Source organism: Gordonia sp. LUNF6, from assembly GCF_047041125.1.
GTDB classification, from domain to species: domain Bacteria; phylum Actinomycetota; class Actinomycetes; order Mycobacteriales; family Mycobacteriaceae; genus Gordonia; species Gordonia sihwensis.
Genome location: NZ_CP178181.1, coordinates 1533017 through 1549854 on the forward strand (window position 1 = coordinate 1533017; position 16838 = coordinate 1549854).

The 16838-nt window shown below is 67.4% G+C and carries 17 protein-coding genes and 2 pseudogenes; 13 read left to right on the forward strand and 6 right to left on the reverse strand.

Annotated elements, in window-relative coordinates; genetic code table 11:
- The first annotated feature begins 5 nt into the window (after positions 1-5).
- On the forward strand, positions 6-512 hold the full coding sequence (locus tag ACK8HH_RS07125; protein ID WP_006896613.1) for an acyl-CoA thioesterase: 507 nt from the start codon (positions 6-8) through the stop codon (positions 510-512).
- Complete coding sequence (locus ACK8HH_RS07130; protein WP_062367604.1) at positions 509-1210, forward strand: hypothetical protein; 702 nt, start codon at positions 509-511, stop codon at positions 1208-1210. Before ACK8HH_RS07125 ends, ACK8HH_RS07130 begins: the two co-directional genes overlap by 4 nt.
- Here ACK8HH_RS07130 and ACK8HH_RS07135 read toward each other — a convergent pair.
- On the reverse strand, positions 1207-1923 hold the full coding sequence (locus ACK8HH_RS07135; protein ID WP_062367605.1) for a GntR family transcriptional regulator: 717 nt from the start codon (positions 1921-1923) through the stop codon (positions 1207-1209). The two genes, ACK8HH_RS07130 and ACK8HH_RS07135, sit on opposite strands and share 4 nt — an antisense overlap.
- Positions 1924-2052: 129 nt before the next feature.
- On the opposite strand from ACK8HH_RS07135, the pseudogene ACK8HH_RS07140 reads away from it, so the two are divergent.
- The 5 genes and pseudogenes from ACK8HH_RS07140 to ACK8HH_RS07160 all read left to right on the forward strand — a co-directional run bounded on the left by ACK8HH_RS07140 (position 2053) and on the right by ACK8HH_RS07160 (position 6350).
- Positions 2053-2864 (forward strand): annotated as a pseudogene (locus ACK8HH_RS07140) (fumarylacetoacetate hydrolase family protein).
- A 17-nt stretch (positions 2865-2881) separates the two neighbouring features.
- A pseudogene (locus tag ACK8HH_RS07145) lies at positions 2882-3921 on the forward strand (FAD-dependent oxidoreductase); the annotation flags it as partial.
- A gap of 60 nt (positions 3922-3981) precedes the next feature.
- Positions 3982-4626 (forward strand): hypothetical protein, encoded by a 645-nt coding sequence (locus tag ACK8HH_RS07150; protein ID WP_412475721.1) that lies wholly within the window; start codon positions 3982-3984, stop codon positions 4624-4626.
- A 30-nt stretch (positions 4627-4656) separates the two neighbouring features.
- Complete coding sequence (locus ACK8HH_RS07155; RefSeq protein ID WP_412475651.1) at positions 4657-4971, forward strand: nuclear transport factor 2 family protein; 315 nt, start codon at positions 4657-4659, stop codon at positions 4969-4971.
- A gap of 32 nt (positions 4972-5003) precedes the next feature.
- A complete protein-coding gene (locus ACK8HH_RS07160; protein ID WP_045536988.1) occupies positions 5004-6350 on the forward strand; it encodes an AMP-binding enzyme in 1347 nt (448 codons plus the stop codon).
- A gap of 21 nt (positions 6351-6371) precedes the next feature.
- On the opposite strand, the gene ACK8HH_RS07165 is transcribed toward ACK8HH_RS07160, so the two are convergent.
- Positions 6372-7991: a glycoside hydrolase family 13 protein gene (locus tag ACK8HH_RS07165; RefSeq protein ID WP_045537011.1), complete on the reverse strand. Its 1620-nt coding sequence runs from the start codon at positions 7989-7991 to the stop codon at positions 6372-6374.
- 69 nt (positions 7992-8060) lie between these two features.
- Positions 8061-8453: a globin gene (locus ACK8HH_RS07170; RefSeq protein ID WP_006896622.1), complete on the reverse strand. Its 393-nt coding sequence runs from the start codon at positions 8451-8453 to the stop codon at positions 8061-8063.
- Positions 8454-8625: 172 nt separating this feature from the next.
- Here ACK8HH_RS07170 and ACK8HH_RS07175 point away from each other — a divergent pair, with 172 nt between their 5' ends.
- Both ACK8HH_RS07175 and ACK8HH_RS07180 read left to right on the forward strand, forming a co-directional pair.
- Complete coding sequence (locus ACK8HH_RS07175) at positions 8626-8847, forward strand: hypothetical protein (RefSeq protein ID WP_045536990.1); 222 nt, start codon at positions 8626-8628, stop codon at positions 8845-8847.
- The gene (locus ACK8HH_RS07180) at positions 8834-9316 is read left to right on the forward strand and encodes a DUF5130 domain-containing protein (RefSeq protein ID WP_372452526.1); all 483 of its coding nucleotides are present in this window, start codon (positions 8834-8836) and stop codon (positions 9314-9316) included. The genes ACK8HH_RS07175 and ACK8HH_RS07180 overlap by 14 nt, the downstream gene beginning before the upstream one ends.
- A 75-nt stretch (positions 9317-9391) precedes the next feature.
- Here the strand turns inward: ACK8HH_RS07180 and pepN are convergent, their stop codons facing one another.
- Positions 9392-11974, reverse strand: a complete 2583-nt coding sequence (gene pepN, locus ACK8HH_RS07185; RefSeq protein WP_375002154.1) for an aminopeptidase N — start codon at positions 11972-11974, stop codon at positions 9392-9394.
- Between the two features lie 70 nt (positions 11975-12044).
- Between pepN and ACK8HH_RS07190 the strand changes: the two genes are divergently transcribed.
- Positions 12045-12665, forward strand: a complete 621-nt coding sequence (locus ACK8HH_RS07190; protein ID WP_045536994.1) for a DsbA family protein — start codon at positions 12045-12047, stop codon at positions 12663-12665.
- Positions 12666-12679: 14 nt separating this feature from the next.
- On the opposite strand, the gene ACK8HH_RS07195 is transcribed toward ACK8HH_RS07190, so the two are convergent.
- Positions 12680-13702 (reverse strand): M48 family metallopeptidase, encoded by a 1023-nt coding sequence (locus tag ACK8HH_RS07195; protein WP_006896627.1) that lies wholly within the window; start codon positions 13700-13702, stop codon positions 12680-12682.
- A gap of 53 nt (positions 13703-13755) precedes the next feature.
- On the opposite strand from ACK8HH_RS07195, the gene ACK8HH_RS07200 reads away from it, so the two are divergent.
- From ACK8HH_RS07200 to ACK8HH_RS07210, 3 genes are all read left to right on the forward strand, one after another.
- The gene (locus ACK8HH_RS07200) at positions 13756-14229 is read left to right on the forward strand and encodes a ribose-5-phosphate isomerase (protein ID WP_006896628.1); all 474 of its coding nucleotides are present in this window, start codon (positions 13756-13758) and stop codon (positions 14227-14229) included.
- 6 nt (positions 14230-14235) lie between these two features.
- Positions 14236-15054 carry an Fpg/Nei family DNA glycosylase gene (locus tag ACK8HH_RS07205; protein WP_045536996.1) on the forward strand — a complete coding sequence of 273 codons (819 nt, stop codon included), beginning with the start codon at positions 14236-14238 and terminating at the stop codon, positions 15052-15054.
- Between the two features lie 80 nt (positions 15055-15134).
- Complete coding sequence (locus tag ACK8HH_RS07210; protein WP_006896630.1) at positions 15135-16025, forward strand: PE-PPE domain-containing protein; 891 nt, start codon at positions 15135-15137, stop codon at positions 16023-16025.
- Between the two features lie 87 nt (positions 16026-16112).
- Here ACK8HH_RS07210 and ACK8HH_RS07215 read toward each other — a convergent pair whose 3' ends face one another.
- A complete protein-coding gene (locus ACK8HH_RS07215; RefSeq protein ID WP_006896631.1) occupies positions 16113-16808 on the reverse strand; it encodes a L,D-transpeptidase in 696 nt (231 codons plus the stop codon).
- Between the last annotated feature and the right edge of the window lie 30 nt (positions 16809-16838).

Here is a 16838-nt window from a genome sequence, read left to right on the forward strand (position 1 = left end):
AGCGCATGGCAGATCAAGAATCCCTCGCCGTAGACGAGAACGTCGACAAGCGAAGGCTTTTCGCGGATAACGGTTGTCGGACCGACCGGGGGTACGAGGTGTCGGTCCCGGTGCGGTGGTCGGATATGGACGTATTCGCGCACATCAACCACGCGCGCATGGTGACCCTGCTCGAGGAGGCGCGGATCCCCTGGCTCTTCTACGATGACAAGCCCACCGCGCTGATGCGCAAGGGCTGTCTCGTCGCCGACCTGCACGTCAAGTACCAGGGACAGATCCGCCACGACGAGTCGCCGATCCGCGTCACCATGTTCGTGGAGCGACTGCGTGCGGTCGACTTCACGGTGGGCTACGAGGTCCGGCCGTACGGAGCCGATCCCGAGTCCCGTCCGTCGGTGGTCGCCACCACTCAGCTGGTCTCCTTCGACATCGACACGCAGCGGCCCCGGCGCATGACCGCCGACGAGAAGGCGTATCTGCAGAGCTTCCTCCGCGAGCCGGTGAACAGGTGACCGACGCGGCGGCGGGGGAGCGGGTGCTGGTCCCGCACGGGCCGGCCGACCGAACCGATCTGGCGGCATTCCTGGAACGGGCTCGCCGGGTGGACGACTCCGGCGTGCTGCGGGTTCAGCAGCGGCCGGACGGGCGCGTCGGGTTGTGGGTGCGCACCGGCTTCGACATCCTCGCGACCCGCTCGGTGTTCGGTTCGGTGACTCCGGCCGACGTGGTCGCCGACGTCGGCGCGATGTCGGCGGCGGTGGGCGGCGACGGTCCGCTCCCGCTCGGCTTCGCACTGCCCGGAGCCTGGCAGGGCGCGCTGCCCCCGTCGGACGGCTTCGACCACCTCGACGACGTCCCGGCGCGCGAGCTGGTGTCACTCGCCCGCAGGGGCGCCGACGTGGCCCGCACGGAATCCGGCGCGCTCGGCCCGGCGTCGTCGTTGCTGGATCAGACGGTGATCGAGGTGAGCGGGCCGAGCGGGTCGGGCGCTCGGGCGAAGGTGTCGATGCGTGCGGTCTTCGCCCTCACCGCGATGGGCTTCGTCCGCGACGCCGCCGGCCGCGAGATCACTGCCGACTCACCGATCGACGCGATCGCGCCGGACGAGCCGGTGCGGGTCCGTCTCTCGTCCAGCTGGGTGCGGGTGGACGCGCGCTTCGGCTCGGTCTACCAACGGCGCTCGGTGCTGAATCTGGCCGTGCGCAGCTAGGCGGACACGCCGCTGCCCACGTTTCCGGCCGACATCGATTCCTGCCGGTGGTCGGTGCCGAGAAGAATGTCGGTGGTGTGGCTGATATGCCGCGCCAACGCCTCGACCGCGGCATCGGCATCTCGCGCGAGTGCGAGTTCCATGAGTTCACGGTGTTCTGCGATCACGTCACGGTCCGGGTGCCTGAAGTGCTGCTGGGACCACGAGCGGTAGAGCTCTGCGGAATCACGCAACGATGTCGCGATCCCCAGCAGTCTGGAGTTTCGGCAGCCGGCCAACAGCGCATGATGGAAATCGGCGTGCGCCCGCGACCACGCGTCGCCCACGCGTTCTGGATCGTCCCGGTCGTACTGCGGAGTCCTCTCGAGTGTGTGGTGCTTCGCGACCAGATCCGACTCCCACGGAGTGTCGCCTTCAGCCAGTGACATGCGGAACACCAGGCACTCGATCGCCACGCGCGCCGTTGTGAGTTCGATCAGGTCCTCTGCGGACAGCGGGGTCACCTGAAACCCCTGGTGCGGTTGAGACCGGACGAGGTCCTGTTCGACCAAGCGGGTCAGAGCTTCGCGAAGCACCCCTACGCCGACGCCGTATCTGGTGCTCAGTTCCGGGAACTTCAGTTTCTCGCCGGGTGTCAACCTGCCGGCCAGAATGTCGGCTCTCATCGTCGCGAACGTGTCGTCCGCGCGGGTCCCATACGTGGATCGCGCCATGCTTCGACCCTAGCAGGAAAGGAACTTCCGTATAACTTTCTACTTTCTCTTGACGGATGGAAAGTTGTGGCGCATGCTGAAACGCACACCGCAGAGTGGCGCCCGTCACTCTGGAAGAGGAGGATGACGATGAAGCTGGCGAATCTTGCAGGACGAGCGGTACTGGTGACCGAAGACGGGGCGGCCGACATCGCCCGCGACAGCGAAGGGCGTTTCGGGCCGGATCCGGAGTCTGTGCTCGCACGCTGGGATGAGTTCCGCGAGTGGGCGCGGGCAGCTGCATTGACGCCGCAGAGTTTCGACGAGACGTTGCTCGGACCGCCGGTGTCGAGGCCGCGGCAGATCTTCGCCATTGCGCTCAACTATCGGGAACACGCCGCCGAGTCAGGATTCGAAATCCCGGCCAGGGCGTCGGTGTTCACCAAATTCGCCTCATCTCTGACCGGACCCTTCGGGGACATCGCCCTCGTCGACGGGAACGTCGACTGGGAAGCGGAGCTGGTGGTGGTGATCGGTCGGGAAGCACGCGGAGTGCATGTGGAGAACGCGTGGGACCACGTCGTGGGACTGACCAACGGCCAGGACATCTCGGAGCGATCCCGTCAGCTCGCCGGACCCGCACCGCAGTTCAGTCTCGCCAAATCGCATCCCGGCTTCGGCCCGATCGGGCCCTGGGTGGTCACTCCGGACGAACTGGAGAATCCGGAGAAGAGGTCCAGAAGAGCTCGACCTCCGACCTGATCTTCTCCGTACCCGAACTGATCGCACAGCTCTCCGAGGTCGTCACGCTCTACCCGGGCGACCTGATCTTCACCGGGACCCCGGCCGGAGCCGGCCTCGCCGCGGATCCGCAACGCTACCTCGCCGCCGGCGAGGTGCTGACTACCAGCATCGAGGGGCTGGGTCAGATGAGCAATCGCCTCGTCGCACCCCGCGACTGACGAGAAGGAGATAAGCCATGAGAGTCGTCGAGACCGATGTGCTCGTCGTGGGTGCCGGGCCCTCCGGACTGACAGCTGCGGCGTTCCTGGCGATGCACGGCGTCGATGCCGTCACGGTCACCAAGTACCCGCGTACCGCCAACACGCCGAGGGCACACATCACGAACTAGCGCACCATGGAGGTCATGCGCGACCTCGGGATCGAGGATCAGGTGCGCAGCGTCTCCGTCCCCAACGAGTTGATGGCCGACAACGTGTGGGCCACCAGCATGGCGGGCAAGGAGATCGCCCGGGTGAAGACCTGGGGGACGAAGGTCGACCGTAAAGCGGATTACGAGGCGGGAAGCCCGTCGGCCATATGCAACATGCCCCAGCACCTGTTCGAGCCCTTGATCTTGCAGGGTGCGCTCGACCGCGGGGCCGACATCCGGTTCTCCACGGAACTGACCGAGATCTCGCAGGACGCCGACGGGGTCACCGCGACCGTTCGATACAGCCACACCGGTGAGACCTATCAGGTGCGGGCGAAGTACGCGATCGGCGCCGACGGCGGTCGCTCGACGGTCGCCGAGCAGTTGGGATTCTCACTCGAGGGAGAAACAGGGCTCGGCTACGCGGTCAACATCTGGCTCGAAGCCGATCTGTCCAAGTACCGCGCTCACCGGCCGGGCGTGCTGTTCTGGACCCCACAGCCCGGCAAGGACTTCTGGCTCGGCTCCGGAGTCTTCATCACCGTGCGGCCGTGGAACGAGTGGGTGCTGGTGTTCATGTACGACCCGGACACCGAAGAGATCGACACCAGCGAGGAAGCCATGCTGCCTCGCATCTACAAGGCCATCGGTGACGACAGCATTCCGGTCACGATCAAGAACGTCTCGACCTGGCAGGTCAATCACGTACTCGCCTCCGAGTACCAGCGGGGCGGGTGTTTCTGGCCGGCGACGCCGCACACCGCCACCCACCGGCGAACGGGTTGGGGTCCAACACCTCCATCCAAGACGCGTACAACCTCGCTTGGAAGCTCGCCGCGGTCGTCAAGGGGCAGGCCGGACCATCTCTGCTCGAGAGCTACCACCAGGAGCGTCATCCGGTAGGCAGGCAGGTGGTGGACCGCGCCTTGAAGAGTGCAGACATCGTCGGGCGGGTCCCGTCGATCCTCGGCATCCGGCCGGGCCAGACCGACGAGGAAGGGTGGGCGGCGATCGACGAATTCTTCGCCGACACCGATGACGGACGCAAGCGGCGCAAGGCGCTTGAAGACTGCATCGACGAAAACGCCTACCATTTCCACGCGCACGGTGTCGAACTCGGCCATCGGTACACCTCGACGGCGGTGGTCGGCGACGGGACCCCGTTCCCGGCTCACACTCGCGATCCCGAGCTCTACTATCAACCGACCACTCATCCAGGCGCATATCTGCCGCATGTCTGGATCGAGCGGAACGGCGAACAGATCTCGACACTCGATGCCGTCGGTCACGGCAGATTCACAGTGATCACCGGAATCGGCGGCGAGGCGTGGGTCGCGGCTGCCGAGAAGATCGGTGCGGAGGTGGGCGTCGAGATCGCGAGTGCCCCCATCGGTTACCGTCTCGCCTTCGACGACGTATACGGCGACTGGGCGCGAGCCCGCGAGATCTCCGACGGCGGCTGCCTGCTGGTCCGGCCCGACCGTCACATCGCCTGGCGGAGCCACGGCATGGCAGACGACCCGCTCAGCGCGCTGCGTGAAGCGATCGACGCCGTCCTGTCCCGAGTCTGACTCCGCTCCATCTGATGAAGGAGGCTTCCAATGACCATCACGACCGGCACCATGACCGACGAACAGCGTAAGTCAGTCGCTCTGGAGTTCCTCAAACGCGTCGAGACCGGTGGCGACGTCATCGAACTCTTCGCCGACGACGCTCTGTTCTGCTTCCCCAAGTACGGCATGGTTCGAGGCGTCGAGAAGATCGAGGAGTTCCTCGGCGAACTCGGCGGAATCATCTCGTCGATCGAACACCACTCCGCCTACTTCAACTACATCGTCGACGGCGACAGGGTCGTCGTCGAAGGCACCAGCCACGCCGACGCCGACTCCGCCCGCTACCCGTGGCTCACCAGATAACCGCTCCCGATCTACTGTAAGGACCCTCACTCATGACGACCATGCGCCCGGACGCAGAACTGTCCCGCGACGAGATCATCGCCCGTAACCTCGCGGTGGTCCAAGAGCACTTCCACAATGAGAACCCCGACGACGTCGACAAGGCGATCGCCCTCTACGCGTCCGATATCTCCTGGGAAGCCCCGAACCGCGGCCTCGTTTACACCGATGCCGCCGAGGTGCGCAGCGCCTACATGAAGATCTTTCGCACGCTGCAATTCCATTCGCTCACCACGTTGCGACGCTTCGGCACGGAGCAGTTCGTGTTCGATGACGCGATTGCCGACGTGACCGTGATCGGTGACGAGATGCCCAATCTGCCGTTCCCCATCGGCACTCGGATCAGCCTGCGGCTGGTGCACTGTTTCGAACTCCGAGACGGTGAGATCACCAAGGAGATCGCATACGAGATGTGGCGTGACGCCGCCGGTCCGCTGGTCAACGACGCCGTCCCGCCGGGGTCGTCGGTGGAGTACTCGTCGGCCGGCAGCTTCGATCCAGCCGACTATCTCGCCCTCGCCCAGTCCGACCGGGTCACCCACGGAGCGTTCCTCGCGCCCACCATGCTGCGTCGTCTCACCGACGAGGTCCGAGGGGGTTCGGCACCGGCGGTTCCGCACCTGCGCAGCCTGGTCATCGGCGGAGCCGCGCTGTATCAAGAAGATCTGCAGGACGCGCTCGATACGTTCGGTCCCATCATCACCCAGATGTACGGACAGGGCGAGTGCCCCATGACGATAGCCGTGATGAAACCGGACGAGGTTCCCCACGACAGCGCCGATCCTCGGCGCAGATCCTGCGGCCAGCCGTTCACCGGCGTCGAGGTGCGGGTGGTGAACGACGACGGTGCCGACTCGCCTGCAGGTACAACCGGAGAGATCCAAGTCCGCGGCGATGTCGTCATGGCGGGGTACTGGTCAGATCCGAACGCGACCGCGGCCGCCATCAGCAACGGGTGGCTGCGCACCGGAGATGTCGGACACTTCGACGAGAACGGGTTCCTCTACCTCACCGACCGGTCCAAAGACGTCATCATCAGCGGTGGCTCCAACATCTATCCCCGCGAAGTGGAAGAGGTCCTGCTCGCTCATCCGGCTGTCCACGAGGCCGCAGTCGTCGGCGTCCCCGACCCCGAATGGGGCGAGAACGTATGCGCGTTCGTCGTGACCGGCCCGGGCGCCGACGTCACCGAACCGCAGCTCATCGCTCACACCCGTGCGCACTTGGCGTCCTTCAAGAAGCCCAAGTCCGTCACATTTCTCGACGAGCTTCCCAAGAACGCCAACGGAAAGGTCGTCAAACGGGCCCTGCGGAACCTCCGAACCGGAGCGAACGGTTGACCGTGATCCCCGGCCCGGATCTCACACCAGCCAGGCGGCGGCGCCGGGGAGCAGCAGACCGCCCTCCAGCGGGGTACTGACCAGGAGGATCTGTCCGGGCGGAAGCGGTACCGGGCGATCGGAGGCGTTGAGCGCACAGATGAGGCCGCCGGGCCGGCGGAAGGCGAGGCAGCCCTCGGGGGCGCCGTACCACTGCACGGTGTCGCCGGAGAACTCCGGACGTGCGTAGCGCAGTTCGATCGCCTGCCGGTACAGAGACAGCATCGAGTAGATGTCCTCGAGCTGAGACTCCACGGTCAGTGCCGCCCAGTCGGCGGGGATCGGCAGCCAGGTGTCCGACCGGCTGCTGAATCCGAAGGGCGGCTCGGTGCCCTCCCACGGCAGCGGAACCCGACAGCCGTCGCGGCCGCGGTCGGTGTGACCGGAGTTCTCCCAGACCGGGTCGACGAGTGCGTCGTCGGGCAGATCGACGTTGGGCAGACCGAGTTCGGCACCGTTGTAGATGAAGACGGTGCCCGGCAGCGCCAGCTCCACCATGATCATCGCCCGCGCTCGGATGGTGCCGATGGCGAGGAGGTCGTCGGGCGTGCGCCCGTCGGCCGCCTCACCGGTGGGCTGGTAGCGCGTCACCTCGCGCGGCACATCATGGTTCGAGAGGGTCCACGTCGGCACCGCGCCGACCGAGGCGGTGGCGGCCAGCGACTCGGTGATCGCCTCCTTGATCTCATCGGCGTCGAATCCGGCGGTGGCCAGCCGGAAGTTGAAGCCCAGATGCAGTTCGTCCGGCCGGACGTACCGTGAGAAGGCTTCGTTGGAGCGGACCCACACCTCGCCGACGTTGAAGGTTCCGGGGTATTCGTCCATCACCGACCGGATCGCGCGGTGGATGTCGTGGACGGCCTCGTTGTTGAACCGCGGATCGTCGTCGGAGTGCAGCAGCACCTCGGCCGGGTGCTCCAGGTCGGGCAGGCCGTCGGGCTTGGCCATGCCGTGCGCGACGTCGATGCGGAAGCCGTCGATGCCGCGGTCGAGCCAGAAGCGCATGGTCGTCTGCAGGTCGGCGAGGACCTCCGGGTTGTTCCAGTTCAGATCGGGCTGCTCGGGAGCGAACAGGTGCAGATACCACTGGCCGGGGCGGCCGTCGGGCTCCACGATCCGCGTCCACGCCGGACCTCCGAAGACGCTGGTCCAGTTGTTCGGCGGCAGCTCGCCGTCATCGCCGCGTCCGTCGGCGAAGATGTAGCGCTCGCGCTCGGGGCCGCCCGGGGCCGCTCCCAGCGCGCCGGAGAACCACGGATGCTGGTCGCTGGTGTGGTTGGGGACGAGATCCATCGTCACCCGGATGTCGCGGTCGTGGGCCTGGCGAATGAGCTCGTCGAAGGTGTCCAGGTCGCCGAAGAGGGGATCGATCGCGCGGGGATCGGAGACGTCGTATCCGTGGTCGGCCATCGGTGAGCGCATGATCGGCGAGAGCCAGATCGCGTCCACGCCGAGCAGTTCGAGATATCCCAGCTTGTCGATCAGCCCGGCGAGGTCGCCGACGCCGTCGCCGCTGAGATCCGAGAACGATCGGGGATACACCTGGTAGACGACGGCCGACCGCCACCATTGGGCGTCGTCGGTCGCGGGGACGTTCGCCATGCTCTGCTCACTCACCGTCTTCTGTTCCCTCTCCTGCCTTCACTGAATCGTTCATACCCGCGCGGTGGGTCAGAACGGGCTGTTGACGAGCGTGTCGGCCGCCATGGTGACGTAGTCGGTCAGAGCCCGGCGATGCTCATCGTCCAGAACGTCCGATTCGATCGACTCGATGGCGATGTTCATGCACCGTAACCACGCGTCCCGTTCGATGGGGCCGATCTTGTAGGGGACGTGACGCATTCGCAATCGCGGGTGGCCGCGCTCCTCGCTGTAGGTGTGCGGCCCGCCCCAGTACTGCTCCAAGAACATTCGCAGACGTCGCTCGGCCGGGCCGAGGTCCTCCTCCGGGTACATCGGCCGGAGGATCTCATCGGCCGCGACCTCCTCATAGAAGCGTGCGGTGATCCGGCGGAACGTCTCGTGACCGCCGGCTTCCTCGTAGAACGTGCTCACGCTCACCATTGTCCACTATCGCCCCCGTGGCATCTACGACACTGTGTAGGCCCTCCGGCGACAGCGCCGCACGCGGTGCGATAAATTGAACCAGACGATCTGCACACGGCAGGTCTCCGCGCTTAGCTCCGAGCGCTAGTCGAAAGGGTGGGGTGTGGATCAACTTCTTGTCCCCGTCGGAATGACCGTCGTGGTGCTGTGTGTGATCGCAGTGGCGCTGTGTGTGGTCTCGATGGTGTTCTCTTTTGGAATGAAGCGGCCGAAGGTCACCGAGTACACGCTCGATCAGCCGTGGGAGAACGGTCCCACTCTGTTCAGCGCGACCGACATCGAGCCGATGGCCCTGAGCCGGCACTTCGAGCCGGGTGATGTCGAGGGAGGTTCGGCAAGTGGCAAGTGGTGATGTGACTCAGCAGAGCACGGCGGTCGCGCCGTCGAACGGTCTTCCGCTCGGCACCGTCGTCACCAGCAGCGGCCGCATCTCGGCCGCGCTGTTCCCGGGCGACGGCTTCGGCACCCCGCCCTTCACCCGCGACGAGTTGATCATGCTCGACGACGCTCTCAGCCAGGCCAGCGAGGTCGCCCTCGTGCGCTTCTCGGTCTACATCGGCGAGTTGGGATCCGACCCGGTCGCCGGCGCCCGCGAGATCCTCGCTCAGGCGCCCGAGCCCGCCCACGGCGCGCTCATTGCGGTGTCGCCGAACTCGAAGGACGTCGCCGTCGTGTCCGGTGCGCTGGTCGCGGGCCGGGTCAACGACCGCGTCGCGGAGCTCGGCGTCTCGGCCGCGCTGTCGTCGTTCAAGCGGGGCGACCTGATCGACGGACTGGTCTCCGCGCTGCGCGTGATGGCCACGGCTGTCGACCGTCCCTGAATCCGACTCACCGACACAGGCCCCGCCGAACGGCGGGGCCTGTCTCGTTTCGCTGGGCTGATGCCCGCGGGCGCGCTACTCGGACGAGCGGCGGTCGCGGTCCCGGGCGCGCAGTGCGCGGGCGGTGGAGTCCCGGCCTTCGGCGATCAGACGCGCCAGGGCGGGCGGATGGTCACCGGCCAGGAAGGCGTCGGCCTTCTGCAGCGCCGCGTCGGTGATGTCCCAGGACGGGTAGAGACCGATCACGACCGTCTGCGCCACCTCGCTCGTGCGCCGGTCCCACAGCGCCGCGACATCGTCGAAGTAGCGCTGCGTGTAGTCGGACAGCAATGCCGACTGGCCGGGACGCACCAGACCCTCGACGATCGACCGCACGGTGACGTTGGCGATGCCGTCGTCGTCGAAGGCACGCGTCCACGCGGTCGCCTTGGCCTCGGCGTCGGGTCGCGCCGCGCGCGCCGCCTCGGCGTGCCGTGCACCGGCCGCGGTGTTGTCCCTGCGGGCCTCCGCGTCGATCACGTCGTCGCCCACGATGCCGTGGGTCGCGAGGGCTTTCACCAGCTTCCAGCGGAGTTCGTCGTCGACGACGAGGCCCGGCAGTCCGTGATCGGCCGGCTCGTCGCCGTCGAGGAGCGCGCGCAGCAGCGGCTGCTGGTCGTCGCGGGTGACGCCGCCCAGCAGCGCGTTGACGAAGGCGAGCTGATGGTCGGAGCCGCTCTCGGCGTTCTGTGCCAGAGTCAGCAGGCGCCCGGCGAACGTGGGCCATCCGGTCTGCGCGGCCCAGGCGGGGTCGGCGTACGACTCCAGTGCGGTGACCGCCTGCAGTAGGACCCGCTGGACCACGCCGACTTCGGATTCGGCTCCGATGCCTTCGCCGACGAGCGTCAGGAAGTCGCGTGCGCTCATCTCGGCCTGCCTGGTCATCTCCCACGCGGCCGACCAGATGAGCGTCCGGGGCATCGGGTCGGCGATGTCGGCGATCCGAGCCGTCGCGGTGGCCAGCGAGTCGGCGTCGAGCCGTACCGACGCATAGGTGAGGTCGTCGTCGTTGAGCAGTACCAGTCGGCCCCGCTCGACGCCGATCAGGTCGGGAACGTCGGTGCGCGGACCCTCCACGTCGAGTTCGACGACGCGGCTGCGGACGAGCTTGCCGCCCTCGTCGGCGTACACGCCGATCCGCATGCGGTGCACGCGCGTCTCGCCGGCACCCGGCGCCGCGCCCTCCTGCAGCACCGTGAAGGAGGTGAAGCGACCGTTCGCGTCGGTCTCGAATTCGGGGCGCATGACGTTGATGCCCGTGGTCTTGAGCCACTGTGCACCCCAGCCCGACAGGTCACGGCCCGACGCCCGTTCGAGCGAGCCGAGCAGGTCGGCGAAAGTGGCGTTCGCGAAGCGGTGCTCGGCGAAGTACTCCCGCAGGCCGGTGAGGAAGGGTTCAAGCCCCACGTAGGCGACGAGCTGCTTGAGCACCGACGCGCCCTTGGCGTAGGTGATGCCGTCGAAGTTGACCTCCACTGCGGCGATGTCGGGGATGTCGGCGGCGATCGGATGGGTGGACGGCAGTTGGTCCTGCCGGTATGCCCACGATTTCTCGACGTTGGCGAAGGTGGTCCACGCGTTGGTGTACTCGGTGGCCTCGACCTGGGAGAGGACCGAGGCGAAGGTCGCGAACGACTCGTTGAGCCAGAGGTCGTCCCACCACTGCATCGTGACCAGGTCGCCGAACCACATGTGGGCCATCTCGTGGAGCACCGTCTCGGCGCGCCGCTCGTACAGGTAACGGGTCACCCGCGACCGGAACACGTAGTCCTCGAGGAAGGTGACGGCGCCGGCGTTCTCCATGGCGCCGGCGTTGAACTCGGGGACGAACAGTTGGTCGTACTTGCCGAAGGCGTACGGAACCCCGAAGACCCGGTGGTAGAAGCCGAATCCCTGCTTGGTCTCGGCGAAGAGGCGCTCGGCGTCCATGTGCTCGGCGAGTGATGCTCGGCAGTAGAGGCCCAGGGGGATCGTCCCGTGCTCGTCGGAGTACTCGTCGTTCCAGACCGAGTACGGTCCGGCGATGAGGGCGACGAGGTAGGTGCTGAACCGTTCCGTAGTCGCGAACCGGTGTACCAGCGCGCCGTCGGCCGCGGTGCCGGGCTCACCGGTGGGGGCGCCGTTGGAGATCACCTGCCAGTTCCCCGGTGCGGTGACCGTCACCGAGTAGGAGGCCTTGAGGTCGGGCTGGTCGAAGCATGCGAACATCCGCTTGGCGTCGGCGGTCTCGAACTGCGAGTAGAGGTAGACGTTGCCGTCGGCCGGGTCGACGAAACGGTGCAGCCCCTCGCCGGTGTTCGAGTACGCGCATTCGGCGACCACCTCGAGAGTGTTCTCCGCGGCCAGCCCGGGGAGCTCGAGGCCGGTGGACTCGTCGAAGGCACTCACGTCCAGTTCTTCGCCGTTGAGCGTCGCGGACACCAGCTTGGGCGCCACGAGGTCGATGAAGGTGGTGGCGCCTGCAGTCGCGCTGAAGGTCACGGTCGTGGTGGAGCCGAATCGCTCGGTGCCGGGGGCGCCGGCGCCGTCGGTGAGGTCGAGTTCGATCCGGTAGTTCTGGACCGAGAGGATGGCGGCGCGCTGCCGCGCCTGGTCACGTGTCAGATTTGGTGCGCTCACGGTGTCAACAGTAGTGGCGGGTGGCCTCCGACGCCGCCGGCCGCCGCCTCGACGGTGGTTGAATGGGTGCATGGCTGAGAACGCTTCCTCCACCGACCGCGTCGACTTCTGGTTCGATCCGCTCTGCCCGTGGTGCTGGATCACCTCCCGCTGGATCCTCGAAGCCGAGAAGGTCCGCCCGATCGACGTGAACTTCCACATCATGAGCCTGGCGGTTCTCAACGAGAACCGGGACGTGCCCGAGAGCTACCGCGCAATGCTCGATACGGCATGGACGCCGGTTCGGGTGCTCGCCGCGGCCGCCGCGCGCCACGGGGAGCAGGTGCTGCCGCGCCTGTACACCGAGATGGGCACCCGGTTCCACAATGAGGGCGTCAAGGATTACGACACCGTGATCCCGGCTGCGCTGCAGGCCGCGGGTCTGGAGGCCGACCTCGCCGGTGCCGCCGATTCCACCGAGTTCGACGGCGCGATCCGGGTCAGTCACCACGCGGGCATGGACAAGGTCGGCGACGACGTCGGGACTCCCACCATTCATGTCAACGGCGTCGCCTTCTTCGGCCCGGTGCTGTCGCGGATTCCGCGCGGCGAGGACGCCGGCCGCGTCTGGGACGGCACGGTGGCGTTGGCCTCGTACCCGCACTTCTTCGAGCTCAAGCGCACCCGCACCGAGGATCCCGAGTTCGGCTGATCGGTTCGCGCGCCTCAGTAGGTGCGGGTCTGTTCGAGCTGGTTGGGCAGGCTGCCGGGAGCGGTCGAGGCCGGTGGCGCCGGCGGCGGCACGGGCACCACGTTGCCGCTGCCCGAACCGCGCACGAACTGCCTGGGCCGCAGCAGAATCGCACCGGCGCGTGTCCGGTCGCGCAGTGCCGCCGCACGCCAGGTGAGGACCGGATGCGACGCCACCGCGTTCGCGAGCGTGACGAAGAAGCCCTTCTCGTGGACCGCGCGGTCGGCGAACTGATCGAAGTCGACGGCACTGAGCAGGTACTTGCCGCCCGCCAGGAGGCCGATCGCCGCGTGCGCGCCGTCGGGACGGGTGTAGTAGCCGTAGTTGTCCGCCGTGTACTCCTGCGAACGTGAGAGAAGCGATCCCAGTAGGGGGAGCCCCATGATGAGACTGCTGAAGAGCTGTCGCCAGTAGGAGACGTGACCGGCGGCGATGTGTCCCACCTCGTGGCCGATCACGAACTCGAGGGCCTCGGGACTGCGTGCCCGGCCGCCGACTTCGAACAGGTCCGAGTACACCACCACGTAGCGGCGGAACCCGTGCCCCGAGGCGAAGGCGTTGATGGCGCCGTTGCCGTTGACGACGTATCCGTCGGGCACGTACTCCATTCCGTAGCGGGCGGCTGCCTCCACCAGCATGCGATAGCCGTCGGGGAACTGCGTCGGGCTCAGCTGCACCGCGTTGACCCGCATATTCGCGTAATTCAGACCGCGTCCGAGGAACACGAGCAGCGGAAGCGCGAGCGCGAGCAGCAGCCATTCGGAGACCGCGCCCACGGCGACCAGCACGACCACCACCGCGTACGCCGCTACCGCCATGAGCACGCCCACCACCAGCACCGGGATCTCCCACGGGTGACGCCGCGGCGCGCCCGCGTAGGCGGCGGGCGGTCGCCACACGGCACCGGGGCCGGGCAGATCGACGGGCGGTTCGACGATCAGCGGATCGTCGACGCCGGGGACTGAGGGAATGGGCCCGTGGGTATCCACGACCACCAATCTACTGGCCTCCCCGTGCCGGTCCGCCGTCGCGCAGGCCCTAGACTGACGCCATGCGGATTTATCTCGGTGCCGACCACGCGGGCTTCGAACTCAAGAACCAGATCTCCGAACATCTCACCGCGGGCGGCCACGATGTCGTCGACTGCGGTGCGCACGAGTACGACGCCCTCGACGACTACCCGGCGTTCTGCATCGCGGCCGCGCAGCGCACGGTCGCCGATCCCGGCAGCCTCGGAATCGTCTTGGGCGGCAGCGGGAACGGTGAGCAGATCGCCGCGAACAAGGTTCCCGGCGCGCGCTGTGCGCTCGCGTGGAGCGTCGAGACCGCGCAGTTGGCGCGCCAGCACAACAACGCGCAGCTCATCGGCATCGGCGGACGCATGCACTCCAAGGAGGAGGCGCTGGCGATCGTCGATGCGTTCATCTCCACCGCGTGGTCGGAGGAACCGCGTCACCAGCGTCGTATCGACATCCTCGCCGAGTACGAGCGCACCGGCGAGGCACCCGCGCTTCCCGGCGAGTAGCAGGCGGTGCCCGAAGGGCATGCGCTGCACCGGCTGGCCCGGCGGCAGCAACGTCTCCTCGGCGGGCAGCGACTATCCGTCTCCAGTCCCCAGGGCCGCTTCGCTCACGAAGCGGCCCTTCTGGACGGCATGGTCTTCCGCCGCGCCGAGGCGTGGGGCAAACATCTGATCCACCGCTACGACGACGGTCGCCGCGGCACCGCAGCCACCCGGCGGATCGTCCATATCCACCTCGGCATCTACGGCACCTTCCGCGAAGAAGCGCTGCCGATGCCGGAGCCGACGGGACAGGTCCGGATGCGGCTGATCGGCGACGTCCTCGGAATCGACTTGCGCGGGCCCAATGCGTGTGAGCTGTACATGCCTGACGATCTCGACGCTCTCGTCGCCCGGCTGGGACCGGACCCGCTGCGCCCGGACGCCGATCCGGAGATCGCGTGGCGCGCCGTATCCCGGTCGCGCCGGGCCATCGGTTCGCTGCTCATGGACCAACGGGTGGTCGCGGGCATCGGCAACATCTACCGCGCCGAGGTCCTGTTCCGCGCCGGTGTCGACCCGCATCGCCCAGGTGTCGCGGTGAGCCGCGACGAGTTCGACGAGATGTGGGCCGATCTCCTCCATCTGATGCCGATCGGGGTGCGGCGCGGCCACATCCACGTGGTACGGCCGTCCGACGATCACGGCGCCCCCGCGTATGCGCCCGACCGCCCGCGGACCTACGTGTACCGCAGGGCGGGGGAGCCGTGCCGGTTGTGCGGTACCACCGTCGCATCCGAGCAGATGGAGGGCCGGAACCTCTTCTGGTGCCCGAACTGTCAGCGGTGAGTACCCACCTCGGGTGAGCCGGTCGAAGTCCTCAGCGTTTCCTCATCCTCCACCGGATGCGACTCAAAGACTCATGGCGCATGCTCGAAGACATGGGTGCGACACTGAAATTCACGGTTCTGGTCGTGGGTGGCACGGGGGAGTCGTTCGACGGCGACACGCGGACCGAGGTCACCGGACTCCTGCGGGCGGTCACCGACCGCCTCGACGCCCGCTTCGAATCCCGCTGGGTGGGCTACCCGGCCAGCTATGGTCCGGCACCCGCGCACGACGGCGTCAGCTACGTCGAGAGCGTGTCGGCCGGCGTGACCAACCTGGCGCGGGCCATCGCCGCGGCGGAGCGGCCCGTGATGCTGATCGGCTACTCGCAGGGAGCCGCGGTGATCAGGACGTTGCTCGCCCACCCGGCGAGTCTGCGCTTCGCGGGCGCGATCGCGGCGGTCGGTTTCGTCGCGGATCCGAATCAGCCGCCCGGCGTGATCGACGGCTGCAACGGCTGGGGTGTCGCCGGCCCCGGCGCGGATCTGCCCGACGATCTCCCCGCGTACTGGGTGGGAGCGCCGTCGGACATGATCTGCAATGCCAGTGACGATTCGTTGATCCGGGACATCGCCGACCTCACCGACTCGTTGTCGCTGACCGCGCTGCGACAGTGGGTGGTCGACGCGACGGCTCGGGTGATGAGCCGGCGCATGCAGAACGCGGATGCCACCCGCTTCTCGCCGGCTCAGTGGCGCCGGGATGTGGTGCGGCTGCGCACCGCGGCCCGCGAGATCCGCGGATACCTGCCGCCGACCGTCGAACTCGGCCGCTGGCGGGTGCGCAATCCGCTGGGGGGACGTCACGTCTCGTACGCGAGCGAACCGTACCGTCGCGCCCCGATGACGGCGCCCGACACCACCGGATGCGAGACGCTGGCCCACTGGCTGCAGTTGCAGGCGACCATGGGAGAGCTGAGCCGCGCCGGGTGACGCGCACACGAAGCCGGGCCTCCCCGATCTGATCGGGGAGGCCCGGCTTCTGATGTGTCTCTGACAGTATTCGTCAGTGCACGCCGACTAGTCGCCGGTGTACTGACCGCCGACGGTGCCGCGGACGACGATCGGGGTGCCCTGACCGATGTTGTCGTACACCCACTTGCCGTTCTCGGTGCTCACGTTGATGCAGCCGTGGCTGGCGTTCGAGACGCCCTGCTGAGCGACCGACCAGGGAGCGGCGTGGATGAAGATACCGTCCCACGACATGCGCGTGGCGTACTCGACGTAGGTGCGGTAGCCCTCGGGCGAGTCGACCGGCACGCCATACGTGGAGCTGTCCATGTACATGTCCCGGTACTTCTCCTTGGTGTGGTACACGCCATTGGGAGTCGGGTGCTTGTCGGTGCCCATCGAGATCGGCATCTGCTTGACGAACTCGTGGTTCTTCCACCAGTAGATCTGGTGGTCGCCGTCGACTGCGAGCGCGACCCAGCCGGTCGGGCTCTTGACGTTCGGCTCGGCAGGCACGGCCGGCTTCTCCGGCGTCGTGGTCTGCGGCTGAGGCTTGGGCTTCGGCTTCGGCGCGGGCGCCTGCGGCAGCCCGGGCACGGTCGGCAGATCGGGGACCTGGACCGGCGGAAGGCCGGGAACGACGGTGACCGGCGCTGCCTCGGCCACTGCGGGCGCCCCCATCGCCAGCGCAGCCGCACCGGCTGCCACAGCAACGACTCGAGCGGTCCGGCTCACCCGGCGGCTCGAAGACTTGGTGGAAAACACGTGGTCTCTACCTTCATTTCGTGGTCGTGA